Raw genomic sequence first — 15,465 nt, forward strand, 5'->3', positions numbered from 1 at the left:
CCTCTACGAAAATTGACACTGGTACTAAGCCAAAAAAATGGCACACATTGTAACCCTAAAAACACCTTCCAGAGAAGATTGGTTGCAGCAACTTGCGGATGTTGTCACTGAACCTGATGAATTACTGCGGATTTTAGCCCTTGATCAGCACACTGAGCTGGCTGAGGGCGCGGATGCGCGGCGTCTTTTCGCCCTGCGTGTTCCGCATGCGTTCATCCGCCGGATGAAAAAAGGCGATGCGCACGACCCGCTGCTGCTTCAGGTGCTGACCCGCCGCCAGGAATTCATCGATGCGCCAGGTTATAGCACCGATCCGCTCGATGAACAAAGCAACGTTGTACCTGGATTGCTGCATAAATACCGAAACCGGGCATTATTACTGGTAAAAGGCGGCTGCGCCGTCAACTGTCGCTACTGCTTCCGTCGTCATTTTCCCTATCAGGACAATCCCGGCAACAAGCGTAGCTGGCAGGCTGCGCTGGACTATATCGCCGATCATCCTGAGCTGGATGAGATCATTTTTTCCGGCGGCGATCCGTTGATGGCGAAAGATCATGAGCTTGCCTGGCTGCTCGCGGCGCTGGAACCGATCCCGCACGTGAAGCGTCTGCGCATCCACAGTCGTTTACCGGTAGTGATACCGGCGCGCATCACCGATCAGCTTTGTCAGATGCTCAGCGAAACCCGCCTGCAGGTGCTGATGGTGACGCACATCAACCATGCGCAGGAGATTGATGATGAGCTGCGTGAGGCGATGAGCAGCCTGAAGCGTGCCGGTGTCACCCTGTTGAATCAGAGTGTGCTGTTGCGTGGCGTCAATGATAATGCCCGGACGCTGGCCACGCTGAGCAATGCGCTGTTTGATACGGGTATCCTGCCTTATTATCTGCACGTACTGGATAAGGTACAGGGTGCTGCGCACTTCTTTGTGTCTGATGAGGAAGCCCGTCAGTTGGTGCGTGCGCTGCTGTCACAGGTCTCGGGTTATCTGGTGCCAAAGCTGGCGCGAGAAATTGGTGGGGAGCCAAGTAAAACACCGCTGGATTTACAGTTACGTCAGGAATAAAAACGGCCAGCGAAAAGCTGGCCGGTTCAACAAAGCAGGCGCCCGAGTCACATTATGGGCACTTATATACCTGGCCGGTCATTTTGCTGTCGAGTGGCGCGAACGCGGACAACAGATTCTGCGTCGGGCTGGTTGCACCGTAAATGACGTTGCCGCCCATATCCGCTGCGCGATTGCGCAGGTCATTGGCTGCACCGCGCAGCGCGCTGGTTTCGCCGCCAGCCCCGCTCAGCCAGTTGCTCTGTGAGCCGGTGATATTGCCCAGAAGCTGGCAGTTATTGCCAGGCTGCTGATCGGTAAACGTCACGCGCTGTCCTGCTGAAGAGAGTTGCGTAGAGCTGCTGCAGCCCGCCAGCAATAACGCGCCAGCCGTCAGTCCGAGCAAGAGGTTAATCCGCATTGTAATCCCCATTTATTATCATCAGAGTCGGGTGGCAGCGTAGCAGAAAAAGATCGCTTTTTTCTGAACATTCATTGCCTTAATCCCGTTATATCACCTCAATATTTCATACTGTGTTCAGGCTGACAGCTTTGCGCTTTCCGATGAGCTTACGGCCGTAAGTCAATCTGGCAGGGCGGTAACAGTCAGCGAGCAGACAGCGGGAGATATCAAGAGGAAAGACGAACGATTGCGCCACTACTTATACTATTTTCCTGCCCAAAAGAAAAACCCCCGACCGTTTCCGATCGGGGGTTCTGTGATGACTTAAGCAGTCAACGGCAATTACATCATGCCGCCCATACCGCCCATGCCACCCATACCGCCAGCGCCGCCGCCTAAATCAGGTGCGTCGCCTTTTGGCAGGTCAGTGACCATACATTCGGTGGTGATCATCAGACCCGCAACAGAGGCCGCGTACTGCAGAGCAGAACGGGTCACTTTGGTTGGGTCCAGGATACCGAAGTCGATCATGTTGCCGTACTCTTCAGTCTGCGCGTTGTAACCGTAGTTACCGTCGCCCGCTTTCACGTTGTTAGCAACAACGGATGGCTCTTCACCGGCGTTAGAGACGATCTGACGCAGTGGAGATTCCATTGCGCGCAGCGCAACTTTGATACCGACGTTCTGATCTTCGTTCTGACCACGCAGATCGGCCAGCTGTGCGGCAACGCGAACCAGCGCCACACCACCACCAGCAACCACGCCTTCTTCGACAGCAGCACGGGTTGCGTGCAGCGCATCTTCAACGCGGGCTTTCTTCTCTTTCATTTCAACTTCAGTGGCTGCGCCAACTTTCAGAACGGCTACGCCGCCTGCCAGTTTCGCTACGCGCTCCTGCAGTTTTTCTTTGTCGTAGTCAGAGGTTGCTTCTTCGATCTGCTGACGAATCTGGGTGACACGGCCCTGGATTGTCGCCTCTTCACCCACACCGTCGATGATGGTGGTGGTGTCTTTGTTGATCACAACGCGTTTAGCCTGACCCAGATCTTCCAGCGCCGCTTTTTCCAGCTCCATACCGATCTCTTCAGAGATCACGGTACCACCGGTCAGGATAGCGATATCCTGCAGCATAGCTTTACGACGGTCGCCGAAGCCTGGTGCTTTAACCGCGGCCACTTTCACGATGCCGCGCATGGTGTTAACCACCAGTGTTGCCAGCGCTTCGCCTTCAACATCTTCCGCGATGATCAGCAGTGGTTTGCCCGCTTTCGCAACGGCTTCCAGCACTGGCAGCATTTCACGGATGTTAGAAATTTTCTTGTCAGCCAGCAGGATGAACGGCGATTCCAGTTCAATCGCACCAGTTTCTGGCTTGTTGATGAAGTAAGGAGACAGGTAGCCACGATCAAACTGCATACCTTCAACCACATCCAGCTCGTCCTGCAGGCCGGTGCCTTCTTCAACGGTGATCACGCCTTCTTTACCGACTTTTTCCATCGCCTGAGCAATCAGCTGGCCTACGGTTTCATCGGAGTTAGCAGAGATAGTACCAACCTGCGCAATTGCTTTAGAGTCTGAGCAAGGTACAGACAGCGCTTTCAGTTTCTCAACCGCAGCGATAACTGCCTGGTCGATACCGCGCTTCAGGTCCATCGGGTTCATACCCGCTGCGACCGCTTTCAGGCCTTCAGTGATGATTGACTGTGCCAGTACGGTTGCCGTGGTGGTACCGTCGCCCGCAGCGTCGTTCGCTTTAGAGGCCACTTCTTTCACCATCTGCGCGCCCATATTCTCGAACTTGTCTTCCAGCTCGATTTCACGTGCGACAGAAACACCATCTTTAGTGATGGTCGGTGCACCAAAAGATTTATCCAGAACCACGTTACGGCCTTTAGGGCCCAGGGTAACTTTTACTGCATCTGCCAGTACGTTCACGCCACGCAGCATTTTTACGCGAGCGTCATTACCGAATTTTACGTCTTTAGCTGCCATTTCAATTGTCCCTTAAATTCGTTTCGTTCAGTGAGTTACGCGAAAAAATTACGCTTCAACAATCGCCAGAATGTCGCTTTCAGAGATGATCAGCACTTCTTCGTTGTCGATCTTTTCGGTTTTAGCACCGTAACCTTCATTGAAGATCACGACGTCACCAACCTTCACGTCCAGCGGCTTAACGTCGCCACTCTCAAGGATGCGGCCATTGCCGACAGCCAGAACTTCACCACGGGTGGATTTACCGGCTGCAGAACCGGTCAGCACGATGCCGCCAGCTGATTTAGCTTCAACTTCTTTACGTTTGACGATGACGCGATCGTGCAATGGACGAATTTTCATTTGATAGCTCTCCTTTGAGAAGTCCAATCATTCAGTTTTGGGGTTGAACACCGGGCTGCATGGCTTCCGGCCTCGTGACCAGAGAGATAGGGCCGCTGCCACCCACTTTCAAGGGGACGGACAATAAATTTTTTACCCGCGAGTAATAAGTGATGGCTTTTTGAACAGAGGATGAGGCAAATAAAAAACGCAACCCGAAGGTTGCGCTTTCAGAAGCTGGGGCTGCAGTTAACGATCCTTGTGATCGTCATGATGCTCAAGGCGATTGCTGTCTTTACGCTCGAACTCGCCATCCATAGTGTAGCCGCTGTCAGGCCCGGCTCCCGGCCCGCGCCAGACGCGCAGATGAGGCATCAGTTTCAGCGTCAGATGCTTCTGCACCGGTGGCAGCAGCAACAGCAGGCCCAGCAAGTCAGTAAAGAAACCAGGCAACAGCAGCAGGAAGCCCGCGATGATCAGTGATACGCTTTTGATCATCTCATTGGCCGGGCTTTCGTTACGCGCCAGCTTCTCCTGCATCAGCATGAAGTTCTTCATGCCCTGATTTTTAACCAGCGAAACCCCGATGCACGAGGTAAAGACCACCAGCAGCATGGTCAGCAGCACGCCCATGACGTGTGCAACCTGAATGAAGAGCGAAATCTCGATCCAGGCCAGAATAAAAAAGACTAATAACGGTATCCAGCGCACCGTACTCTCCTGTAAGTAGGGGCTGAACGGCAGCGTGCCGGTCAGCAGAAAGCGTTCATCCTGAGGATGATAAGAAAAGAGATGGGCACCCGCGCCGCCATTTTCAACCGATCCTGTCAAATTTATCCTGCAGGGTTAATTTTGTAACCAACTTCACATATCGTTAACCAGACGGCAGCATTAAGTGATCTGCATGCGTGCTTTTCTTATGCATCAGAATATGATCGCACATGCCACTGTGAAGACGGATAATATGTCGGCACGGGCACACCACAACAAAATAAACACATCCTTTGTGATGGTTAGCGGCAACAACAAGAAGGTTATCATGGCGAACAACATTCGTATCGAAGAAGACCTGTTAGGTATGCGCGAAGTTCCGGCGGATGCCTATTATGGCGTTCATACTCTGCGTGCGATTGAAAATTTTTATATCAGCAACAGCAAAATCAGCGACATACCTGAATTTGTCCGCGGTATGGTTATGGTAAAAAAAGCGGCGGCGATGGCCAATAAAGAGCTGCAGACCATTCCGCGTAATATTGCCGATACCATCATTAAGGCCTGCGACGAAGTGCTGAACAACGGCCGCTGTATGGACCAGTTCCCCGTGGATGTTTATCAGGGCGGTGCCGGGACCTCGGTCAACATGAACACCAATGAGGTGCTGGCAAACATCGGCCTGGAGCTGATGGGCCATCAGAAAGGGGAATATCAGTATCTTAACCCTAACGATCATGTGAACAAGTGCCAGTCCACTAACGACGCCTACCCGACCGGTTTTCGTATCGCAGTTTACAGCTCGCTGCTGAAGCTGCTTGATGGCATCAGCCAGCTGGCCGAAGGCTTCCAGCGCAAAGCCGATGAATTCCAGACCATCCTGAAAATGGGCCGCACCCAGTTGCAGGATGCCGTGCCGATGACCCTCGGCCAGGAGTTTCACGCCTTCAGCGTGCTGCTGAATGAAGAGACTAAAAGCATTCTGCGCACCGCTGAACTGCTGCTGGAAGTGAACCTGGGCGCGACCGCCATCGGCACCCGCCTCAATACACCGGAAGGCTACCAGCATCTTGCGGTTCAGCGTCTGGCGGAGGTCAGCAACCTGCCGGTGGTGCCGGCGGAAGATTTGATTGAAGCGACCTCTGACTGCGGTGCTTATGTGATGGTCCATTCATCGCTGAAACGTCTGGCGGTGAAGCTTTCTAAAATCTGTAACGACCTGCGCCTGCTCTCCTCCGGTCCCCGCGCTGGCCTGAACGAAATTAACCTGCCAGAGCTGCAGGCGGGTTCCTCTATCATGCCGGCCAAGGTCAATCCGGTCGTGCCAGAGGTCGTTAACCAGGTCTGCTTCAAAGTGATTGGCAACGACATTACCGTGACGATGGCCTCTGAAGCGGGACAGTTGCAGCTCAACGTGATGGAGCCGGTAATTGGCCAGGCGCTGTTTGAGTCAATCAGCATCCTGACGAATGCCTGCTACAACCTGCTGGAGAAGTGCGTTAACGGCATCACCGCCAACCGCGCGGTGTGCGAAGCCTACGTCTTCAACTCGATTGGTATCGTCACTTACCTTAACCCGTACATCGGCCACCACAACGGCGACATCGTTGGCAAAATTTGCGCAGAGACCGGTAAAAGCGTGCGTGAGGTGGTGCTGGAGCGCGGCCTGCTGACGGAAAGTGAGCTGGACGATATCTTCTCGGTGCAGAACCTGATGTACCCGGTTTATAAAGCGAAACGTTATACCGATGAAAATGAACAGTAAGGCTTAATCGACGCTGGTTAACCAAAGGCACACCGCGATCAACACGGTGTGCCTTTTTTTTTGTTACACAGCACACCCAGGTTTTACCGGTTTACTTTTCAGGAGTGATTCATGTTTGTGGTTGAGCTGCTTATCGTCTTAATGGCGATCTGGTTGGGTGCCCGTCTTGGCGGCATTGGTATCGGGTTCGCCGGCGGCATGGGCGTGCTGGTGCTGACGCTGGGATTTGGCATGGTGCCCGGTGCTATCCCGTTCGATGTGATTGAAATCATCATGGCGGTGATCGCCGCAATAGCCGCCATGCAGGTAGCGGGCGGCATGGATTATCTGGTGAGCCTGGCGGAACGCCTGCTGCGCCGTCATCCGCGCCACGTCACGCTGCTGGCCCCGCTGGTGACCTACCTGATGACGCTGCTGGCCGGAACCGGGCACACCGCGTTCTCAACGCTGCCGGTGATTGCCGAAGTCGCGAAAGAGCAAGGCGTTCGCCCTTCCCGACCGCTGTCGATTGCGGTGGTGGCTTCGCAGATTGCGATTACCGCGTCACCGATTTCCGCTGCGGTGGTCTTCTTCGCCACGCTGCTTGAACCGCATGGCGTCAGCTATATCACGCTGCTGGCGATTGCCATCCCCTCAACCATGGTGGGTCTCTTCCTGGCGGCACTGGTGACGAACTTCCTGGGCAAAGAGCTGAAAGATGATGAGGTCTATCAGGCGCGTCTCGCCAAAGGCGAAGTCACGCTGCGCGGTACCAGCGTCTTCCAGGCAAAACCGGGCGCGAAAAAATCGGTGCTGCTATTTCTGATTGGTATTGTGGCCGTGGTGCTCTATGCCACCGCGACCAGCGCCAGTGTCGGGCTGATCGTCAATCCGCCGCTGCCACGCAACGAAGCGATTGTAGTGTTTATGCTGACCATCGCCACACTGATTAGCCTGACCTGCAAGCTCGACACCAGCGAGATCCTCGGCGCCAGTACCTTTAAATCCGGCATGAGCGCCTGTATCTGCGTGATGGGCGTCGCCTGGCTGGGCGATACCTTTGTCAAAGCGCATCTGGCAGATATTCAGATGCTGGCGGGCGACACGCTGAAAACCTATCCGTGGATGCTGGCGCTGGTGCTGTTCTTCGCCTCGATGCTGCTCTACTCACAAGCCGCCACCACCAAAGCATTGATGCCCGCCGCGCTGCTGCTGGGCGTGACGCCGCTGACGGCCATCGCTTCCTTCGCGGCGGTGTCCGCGCTGTTTGTGCTGCCGACCTACCCGACCCTGCTGGCCGCCGTGGAGATGGATGACACCGGCTCAACCCGGATTGGCAAGTTTGTCTTTAACCACGCCTTTATCATTCCCGGGGTAATCGCCATTGCGTTGTCGGTACTCTCTGGCTTCGTCTTTGGCGGATTGCTGCTATAGCGCACTCCTCGTGTTACGGATGGAGCGTGCTATCATCGGCGCTCTTTTCAACAGGAGTCACAGGATGAACGCTGTCGTGATCCTCTGCACTGCGCCCGATCAGGCCACGGCAGAGCACCTTGCTGGCTTAGCGCTGGAAGCCCGACTGGCGGCCTGCGTCACCATGCTGGCGGGCGCCACCTCATGGTATCTCTGGCAGGGCAAAATGGCGCAGAGCAGCGAAATTCAGATGCTGCTGAAGTGCGACAGCGATCATCAGCAGGCACTGTGTGATCTGCTTAAAGAGGCCCACCCTTACGACGTACCCGAATTGCTGGCGCTGCCGGTTCAACATGGAGACAGTGAATACTTGTCATGGCTGCACGCATCTCTCGCTTAATTACGCTTCTGCTGACGCTGTTTATCTGCCTGCAGACGCACGCATCGCTTTTTTCAAACCCGGCGACCAGCCGTTTTGTGCCGGTCGATCAGGCGTTTACGTTTGACTTCGATCAGCAGGGCGCGCAGCTCAACCTGCACTGGAAAGTGAAATCGGGTTACTACCTCTATCGCCAGCAGATCCACATCACGCCGCAGAACGCGACGATGACGCCGCTGACGCTGCCCGCCGGTCAGCCGCATGAGGATGAGTTCTTTGGCAAAAGTGAGATCTATCCGCAGGACCTGACGCTGCCGGTGACGCTGCAACAGGCAGGCCCTGATGCCACGCTCAGCGTCACTTATCAGGGCTGTGCCGCCGCTGGATTCTGTTATCCGCCGGAGACGCGCAGCGTGCCGGTAAGTGAGATTGCAGCCAGCAGCGCGCCAGCACCGGTCAGTGCTCAGCCCGCGCCCGCCAGTCCGCTACCCTTTTCTCCGCTCTGGGCGTTATTAATCGGCATCGGCGTGGCGTTTACCCCCTGCGTACTGCCGATGTATCCACTGATCTCCGGCATCATCCTTGGCGGACAGCGCCACTATTCGCTGGGCCGGCTGTTCGCGCTGGCGATGGTCTATGTGCAGGGGATGGCGCTGACTTATACGCTATTGGGACTGGTGGTTGCGGCAGCGGGTCTGCGTTTTCAGGCCGCATTACAGCATCCTTACGTTCTTTTCTCGCTCTCACTGCTGTTTATCGTGCTGGCGCTGTCGATGTTCGGCCTGTTTACGCTGCAACTGCCCGCCAGCCTGCAAACCCGTCTGACCCTGTGGAGCAATCGTCAGCAGGGTGGCTCGCTGCCCGGCGTCTTCCTGATGGGGGCACTGGCGGGTTTGATCTGCTCGCCCTGCACCACGGCCCCGCTCAGCGCCATTCTGCTTTACATCGCGCAGAGCGGAAATCCGTGGGCCGGTGCCGGAACGCTGTGGCTCTATGCGGTGGGAATGGGATTACCGCTGATCGCCGTGACCCTGTTTGGTAACCGGTTGCTGCCGAAAAGCGGCCCGTGGATGCAAACTGTTAAAGAGGGCTTTGGTTTTGTCATCCTGGCGCTGCCGGTGTTCCTGCTGGAACGGGTGCTGGGCGACGCGTGGGGAGTGCGGCTCTGGAGCCTGCTCGGCGTGGCGTTCTTCGGCTGGGCGTTCAGCGTCAGCCTGCGCGCCAGCAGCGGTAAGTGGCGCGTCGTGCAGATTATCATGCTGGCCGCTGCGCTGATCAGTGCACGCCCGTTGCAGGACTGGGCCTTTGGTGGCCCGGCGGCGCAGCAGGCTGTGGCACCGCTGCCGTTTCATACCATCCAGACACCGCAGCAGCTCGATAGCGCGCTGCAGCAGGCCCGCGGCCGCATCACCATGGTCGATCTCTACGCTGACTGGTGCGTCGCCTGCAAAGAGTTTGAAAAATATACCTTTAGTGACAGCGCCGTGCGCGATAGCCTGAGTCAGGTACAGTTGCTCCAGGCCAACGTCACCGCCAACAACGCCAGCGACAACGCGCTGTTGCAGCATCTTCAGGTGCTGGGTTTACCGACGATTTTGTTCTTCGATGCGCAGGGCCGTGAAATCCCCGGCTCGCGCCTCACCGGATTTCTCAATGCCGCCGACTTCAGAGCGCATTTGCAGAAACTTACCCCGTAAACAACACTGGAGTCAGGTCATTGCCCGGTGAATGACCGGGCCTGCATACCAGAGGAGAGTCACTTGCAGCGTGAACAGATACTCGAGCATGCATTGAATGTGCTTGAACAGAACGGCCTCGCCGCCACCCTCTCATTGGAAACCCTGGCGGGACAGACTGAATTAACCCTTGAGCAGCTTCAGCTGTTCTGGCCCGATCGTGACGCTCTGCTCTATGATGCGCTGCGCTATCATGGCCAGCAGATCGAAACCTGGCGACGCCAGATCCTGCTGGATGCGTCGCTGTCACCGGATCAGAAACTGATGGCACGCTACGAAGTCCTGAGTGAGCAGGTCAGTAAAGGACGCTTTCCGGGCTGCCTGTTTATCGCCGCCTGCAGCTTCTACCCGCAGCCCGATCAGCCCATCCATCGACTGGCCGAACAGCAGAAACGCGGCTCATGGCAGTTCACCCACGACATTCTGGTTGAGCAGGCGCTGGACAACCCCAGCATGGTGGCCGATCAGATGGAGCTGATTCTTGAAGGCTGCCTGAGCAGGCTGCTGGTGAAACGCAATGTGCAGGATGTCGCCACAGCCCAGCGTCTGGCCGAGGATGTCTACAGCATCGCGCTGTGCCGCAAAAATGGCGCGCTGGCCTGATGTTTTGCCCGTTTTGACTGAAAATCAGGCAATCAGTCACGTTTCCAGGGGTTTTTTAGTGAAAGCCGTTGACGACCCGCGGCCTTTACGGTTTAATGCGCCCCGTTGCCCGAATAGCTCAGTCGGTAGAGCAGGGGATTGAAAATCCCCGTGTCCCTGGTTCGATTCCGGGTTCGGGCACCAAAATTTAAAGAACCCGCCTCTGGCGGGTTTTTTGCTTTTGTGGTGCGAACCCGTTATCGAAGGTTCGATGCACTCGCCACATCCTGTGGCTCACCCTCCGGGTCGCGCGAAGCCGCGCGATGCAAAAATGCTCCCGGCATTTTTGTCCGGGTTCGGGCACCAAAATTTAAAGAACCCGCCTCTGGCGGGTTTTTTGCTTTTGTGGTGCGAACCCGTTGTTATCGAAGGTTTGATACATGCGCCACCTCCTGTGGCTCGCCCTGTGCTTTAGCACGCCACCCACACCGCCCCGGCATCCGCTGATTTCACGCACTGCGCCACCCAGCGCACGCCCGCTAATCCGGCATGCACATCGGGATACCAGAAATCCTCCAGGAAGGCGGTGTCACGGCGATCGGTGGCATCCATCGCCAGCGCGAAGCGGCGATAGAGATTCGACCAGGCTTCAAATAACCCTTCGGTATGGCCTCCGCCAATGCGATCCTCTTCCAGCGCGCGCGGGCTGAGATAACCCATGCCGCGCTCCAGAATGCGAACCGGCTCGCCCTGCACTTCGTAACGCAGCTGGTTTGGCTGCTCATCCCACCACTCCAGACTGGCTTTCGATCCGACCACGCGAATCTTCTGTCCGTGCATGGAACCCGCATTCACCGCCGAGGCCCAGAGCGTACCCACCGCGCCGTTATCATACTCCATCATCACAAAGGCGTTATCCTCCAGCGGCGCACGCGAGGCGACAAAACTCTGGCGCGAACAGAGCAGACGCGTCACCTTCAGCTTCGGCAACATCGTTTCGGCGATAAACAGCGGATGTGTTGCCAGATCGCCTAACACGTAGCTCGGGCCGACAAAGCGCGGATCGACCCGCCAGCGGGTGCTTTCACTCTGCAACTCCACCGCCTCATTATGGAAGCCGTGAGCAAACTGCATATTTACAATGCGGATCTCACCCAGTATGCCTTCAGCGATCATCTCTCTGGCCTGATGAATCAGCTGATGCCCGGCATAGCCGTAAGTGACGCCGACAATCTTCTGCTTCTCCCGGCTAAGCTGCTCCAGCTCATCGGCCTCTTCGACCGTAAAACAGAGCGGCTTCTCGCACACCACATGCAGCCCGGCATTCAGCGCCGCACGGCAGATGGCGAAATGGGTATTGTTAGGCGTGGCGATCGACACCGCCTCAATGCCATCTTCACGCCCAGCTTCTTCGGCGAACAGGCTGGCGTAGTCGGAATAGCAGCGTTCAGGTGCCACACCCAGTGCCTGACCAAACTCGCGGCCGCGCGCCGCGTCGATATCAAATGCCCCCGCCAGCAATGCAAAATTGCCGTCACGCTGCGCCGCCGAACGATGAATATAGCCAATCTGACTGGTGCCGCCGCCGCCGATCATGCCCCAGCGCAGCGAGCGGTTAACTGCTTTTTTACCGTTAATCATGCTGTTGTCCTCAGAATCCTGTTGATCGGAGATAGTCCAGGCTGGCTTTCACATCCTGCAGGCTGGTGTCGGCATGACGCGGATCGCGCTCCTGCTCGATGGTGATCCAGCCCTGATAATGACGTTCATTCAGCAAGCTGCGCACTGCCGGATAGTCGATTGCGCCCTGCCCCAGCGGACACATCACCCCCTGTGCGCAAGCAGTGAAAAAGTCGAGTCCCTGCGAGAGGGCATCACGCCAGACCCGTGGGTTAACGTCTTTAAAGTGGAGGTAATCAATGCGCGACCAGTACTGCTCCAGCGACGCGACCGGATCCATCCCGGCGTAATAGAGATGGCCGGTATCCAGGCACAAACCTGCAACCTCATGCGGAATGTCAGAGACCAGCTGTGCCAGCTCATCGGCAAACTCAATGCAGCCACCCGCATGCGGATGGATCACTGGCCGCACGCCATACTCCTGCCAGGCGATCTCACTAAGAATGGTGATGTGCTGCATCATGCGCTGCCAGTCGTCAGCGGAAAGCCGTGGTGCTTTTTCAGACTGACCGGCATATTTCGCCCGCTCCGGATTGCCGAAATCAATGATCACCAGATAAGGCGCGCAGGCACCGGGCGTTTTAGTCGCGACTGGTACGCTGGACAGCGTGCGGCACAGATCGTGGGTCAGCGTTACCAGCGCAGGAAAATGTGCCTCACTGACTAAATCATCGAAAATCGTGCCTGCCACCAGAGAAAGCTGATGTGCATTAAGCTGCCGGGTCAATTCGGCGGCATCGGTTGGCAGATAGCCCCAGGGACCGAGTTCAATACTGGGATAGCCGGCCTGCGCGGCTTCGGTCAGGACTTTCTGCCACGGCGGCAGAAAGGGATTAGCGGGATCATCCACGCCCCAGCTACAGGGGGCATTCGCAATATGAAAGGTCATGATATCTGCCTGTGCAGTGAAAACTGCTGGCAGTATCAAATAAAAATTTCATCTCAGACAACAATGAAAGTTTCATTTTTTGATAGAGATCGCGTTTAAAAATCCCGTTAAATGATAGATTACTATCAAATAATAGCTAACCTGTTATTTCTACAGGTTTTCAAGCGTTACGATCTCAAATGGTACGGTCACCTGTGCAAAATGGTCAGGCTGATCCCTCCGGCTGCTGAGACAGGTAGCGATCACCGCCTCCGCCATCGCATCAATACGGTGCCGCACCATCAGCGTGATGGTGCCGTCAATCAGCGCCAGTTCATCGCCAGGCAGCGGGCCGTGGCACAGCAAATCAATCTGCGTGCGACCGCTCTCACGCAGCGCCTGTATCACGCCCTCTATGCCGCCGCAGGGCGCATAAATCATGACCAGATCGTCGTGGGCTTCCAGCATTTGCCGGGTCGCCTGATAGCCTCCTTCACCCGACTCATGCGTTTTTAACGGTTCCAGTACCCGCTGACTGATGCCCGACTCGCGCAGGTAGGAGCGGAAACTGATTTCGCTGCTCTCCTGGCAGGTGAAACGGTGGTCGCCCAGCAGCACACCGACACATCCCGGCTCACGCAGCAGATGATGTGCCATCCAGGCCGCAGTGCGTCCTGCTTTCTGATTATCGATGCCAATAAATCCGGCATGGTCACAGGGCGAGAAATCGGAGAACAGCGCGTAAACCCGCACGCCCAGCCGTGAAACATCCTGGATTGCGTGACGGATCAGCGGGTGATCCAGCGCCACCAGCGCAATCACATCACTGCGCTGTGCCAGCTGACGCAAGGAATGCGCGACGGCTTCAACCTCGTGAATATCATGCCAGCAGAATTCAGGTTCGCTACCCTGTGGCTGCTGCGCCCTGAGCTGCTGCTTCAGCGCCTCGCCCAGCTGCTGATAAAACGAATAGCGGGCAGGCAGCAGGATAAAGCTCACGCGGAGTGCGGCTGCAGCCAGTGGCGCGGTGGTCTGGCTGTGCGCCTGGGTCAGGCGATAGCCCAGTTCACGGGCCGCAGCCAGCACCTTCTGCTCGGTCACACTGCGTACCGGCGCTCGGCGGTTCAGCACCCTGTCTACCGTCGCCACACCCACGCCCGCCGCCTGCGCAATGGCCGTCATCGTCACTTTTGACATCACCCTTCTCCTGCTTTTCCTGTTCCCATTAACTAACGGCTACGTCTTTATGTTCTGTTGTTTAAAACAGCACTACCTTATCGCGACAGGGCCATTTCCTCTCATTTATTTGATAGAAAATCAGAGCTAACTTTGATCTTTCTCTCAAAATGAAACATTCATTTCTTTTCGCATTCTCTTTAAAACGTTCATTTGCTAAAAAGGGTAAAAATCCCGAACCGATCCGACCGATCCGGTTGATGGGATCACATCATTAAAAGGTTAGAGCGGTGACGGTGAGCTTTTTATAGTGGAGACCTGAGCCCCCCCAGCCTGCACGTAAAAAAGGAAAAGTAATGTTCCCATCAACGCTTCCGGCTCCACGCACAACCGATGCCCGCCAGGTTCCGCAACTGCGCTGGGGCATTATCGGGCCAGGTTGGATCGCCGACCATTTTGCCCATGCGCTGCACCAGCATACCCACCAGCAGATCACGGCGGTGGCTGCGCGCGACCCGGCAAAAGCACAGGCCTTTGCTGACAAATGGTCAATCGGCCATGCCACAGGCGACCTCAATGCGATGCTGGCACGGGATGATGTGGATGCGGTCTATATCTCGACACCCCACAACCACCATTTTCCCGATGGCCTGCGCGCGATTGCCGCCGGAAAGCATCTGCTGATCGAAAAACCGCTGGCGCTGAATGCGCAGCAGGCGATTCAGCTTAAACAGGCCGCTGCGGCCGCGAACCGGCTCTGTATGGAGGCGATGTGGTGCAACTTTGCACCGAAGTATGACGTCATTCGTCAGCTGCTGGCGGATGGCGTACTCGGTGACGTCCACACCCTGATTGCCGATCACGGTGAGTTTTTCACCCCGGATCACCGCATCTTCAATGCCGATCTGGCGGGCGGTCCGATGCTCGATCTCGGCAGTTATCTGGTGGCGCTTAGCGTATTTGTTGGCGGCAGTGCACCTGACACGATCGTCGCCCGTGGTCAGCCCGTCCCGGATGGCCGCGTCAACGGTCAGACGTCGATGCTGTTTACCCATCAGCACGGCATGCAGTCGGTGCTGAATACTACCCTGTTCAGCAATACGCCGGGCGGCGCCGTGATCGCCGGTCGTGACGCCACCCTGGAGCTGGCAGGCCAGTTCTATGCGCCCGGTGACTTTACCCTGACCTCCAGCGACCGGCGTCACCGCCTGCAATGGCAGGAACCCACTAACCGCTATGAACAACTCTGTCATGAGATTAACCACTTCGCCTGGTGTATCGGCCAGAGCCTGATCGATTCGCCTGTCCATTCGCTTGACCAGGCGATCATCACCCTGGCCACGATGGATAACGTCAGGCAGCAGATTGGCGTGACCTTCAATGAAGAACAGCAACCTTAACGTGCCTGGAGCAGA

Annotated in this window: 14 protein-coding genes and 1 tRNA gene; 8 read left to right on the forward strand and 7 right to left on the reverse strand. The window is 56.3% G+C overall.

All coding sequences use genetic code 11. The features are described from left to right. Positions 1-37: 37 nt before the first annotated feature. Positions 38-1,066 carry an EF-P beta-lysylation protein EpmB gene (gene epmB, locus N1689_RS12630; RefSeq protein WP_222924700.1) on the forward strand — a complete coding sequence of 343 codons (1,029 nt, stop codon included), beginning with the start codon at positions 38-40 and terminating at the stop codon, positions 1,064-1,066. 52 nt (positions 1,067-1,118) lie between these two features. On the opposite strand, the gene N1689_RS12635 is transcribed toward epmB, so the two are convergent. The 4 genes from N1689_RS12635 to N1689_RS12650 all read right to left on the reverse strand — a co-directional run bounded on the left by N1689_RS12635 (position 1,119) and on the right by N1689_RS12650 (position 4,472). After that, a complete protein-coding gene (locus N1689_RS12635; protein WP_260059057.1) occupies positions 1,119-1,466 on the reverse strand; it encodes a DUF4156 domain-containing protein in 348 nt (115 codons plus the stop codon). Positions 1,467-1,790: 324 nt separating this feature from the next. Further along, on the reverse strand, positions 1,791-3,440 hold the full coding sequence (gene groL, locus N1689_RS12640; protein ID WP_003848314.1) for a chaperonin GroEL: 1,650 nt from the start codon (positions 3,438-3,440) through the stop codon (positions 1,791-1,793). Positions 3,441-3,488: 48 nt separating this feature from the next. After that, the gene (locus N1689_RS12645) at positions 3,489-3,782 is read right to left on the reverse strand and encodes a co-chaperone GroES (protein ID WP_009092502.1); all 294 of its coding nucleotides are present in this window, start codon (positions 3,780-3,782) and stop codon (positions 3,489-3,491) included. Positions 3,783-4,010: 228 nt separating this feature from the next. After that, a complete protein-coding gene (locus N1689_RS12650) occupies positions 4,011-4,472 on the reverse strand; it encodes an FxsA family protein (protein WP_222925504.1) in 462 nt (153 codons plus the stop codon). Positions 4,473-4,800: 328 nt separating this feature from the next. Between N1689_RS12650 and aspA the strand changes: the two genes are divergently transcribed. The 6 genes from aspA to N1689_RS12680 all read left to right on the forward strand — a co-directional run bounded on the left by aspA (position 4,801) and on the right by N1689_RS12680 (position 10,530). Continuing rightward, positions 4,801-6,237, forward strand: a complete 1,437-nt coding sequence (gene aspA / locus N1689_RS12655; protein WP_150011885.1) for an aspartate ammonia-lyase — start codon at positions 4,801-4,803, stop codon at positions 6,235-6,237. A 111-nt stretch (positions 6,238-6,348) separates the two neighbouring features. Further along, the gene (locus tag N1689_RS12660; protein ID WP_161731767.1) at positions 6,349-7,650 is read left to right on the forward strand and encodes an anaerobic C4-dicarboxylate transporter; all 1,302 of its coding nucleotides are present in this window, start codon (positions 6,349-6,351) and stop codon (positions 7,648-7,650) included. Positions 7,651-7,714: 64 nt separating this feature from the next. Continuing rightward, complete coding sequence (gene cutA, locus N1689_RS12665) at positions 7,715-8,029, forward strand: divalent cation tolerance protein CutA (RefSeq protein ID WP_161731765.1); 315 nt, start codon at positions 7,715-7,717, stop codon at positions 8,027-8,029. Then, positions 8,005-9,705: a protein-disulfide reductase DsbD gene (locus tag N1689_RS12670; RefSeq protein ID WP_260059059.1), complete on the forward strand. Its 1,701-nt coding sequence runs from the start codon at positions 8,005-8,007 to the stop codon at positions 9,703-9,705. The genes cutA and N1689_RS12670 overlap by 25 nt, the downstream gene beginning before the upstream one ends. 63 nt (positions 9,706-9,768) lie before the next feature. After that, positions 9,769-10,347 (forward strand): transcriptional regulator, encoded by a 579-nt coding sequence (locus N1689_RS12675; RefSeq protein WP_260059060.1) that lies wholly within the window; start codon positions 9,769-9,771, stop codon positions 10,345-10,347. A gap of 107 nt (positions 10,348-10,454) precedes the next feature. Beyond that, positions 10,455-10,530, forward strand: a tRNA-Phe gene (locus N1689_RS12680). A 267-nt stretch (positions 10,531-10,797) separates the two neighbouring features. Here the strand turns inward: N1689_RS12680 and N1689_RS12685 are convergent. From N1689_RS12685 to N1689_RS12695, 3 genes are all read right to left on the reverse strand, one after another. Continuing rightward, positions 10,798-11,967 carry a Gfo/Idh/MocA family protein gene (locus tag N1689_RS12685; protein WP_260059062.1) on the reverse strand — a complete coding sequence of 390 codons (1,170 nt, stop codon included), beginning with the start codon at positions 11,965-11,967 and terminating at the stop codon, positions 10,798-10,800. 10 nt (positions 11,968-11,977) lie between these two features. After that, positions 11,978-12,895 (reverse strand): sugar phosphate isomerase/epimerase, encoded by a 918-nt coding sequence (locus tag N1689_RS12690; RefSeq protein ID WP_260059064.1) that lies wholly within the window; start codon positions 12,893-12,895, stop codon positions 11,978-11,980. Positions 12,896-13,045: 150 nt separating this feature from the next. Next, complete coding sequence (locus tag N1689_RS12695) at positions 13,046-14,071, reverse strand: LacI family DNA-binding transcriptional regulator (protein ID WP_260059066.1); 1,026 nt, start codon at positions 14,069-14,071, stop codon at positions 13,046-13,048. Positions 14,072-14,406: 335 nt separating this feature from the next. Here N1689_RS12695 and N1689_RS12700 point away from each other — a divergent pair, with 335 nt between their 5' ends. After that, positions 14,407-15,450 (forward strand): Gfo/Idh/MocA family protein, encoded by a 1,044-nt coding sequence (locus tag N1689_RS12700; RefSeq protein ID WP_260059068.1) that lies wholly within the window; start codon positions 14,407-14,409, stop codon positions 15,448-15,450. Positions 15,451-15,465 lie beyond the last annotated feature (15 nt).

It is taken from the genome of Pantoea sp. XY16 (genome assembly GCF_025153065.1).
GTDB lineage: Bacteria > Pseudomonadota > Gammaproteobacteria > Enterobacterales > Enterobacteriaceae > Pantoea > Pantoea alfalfae.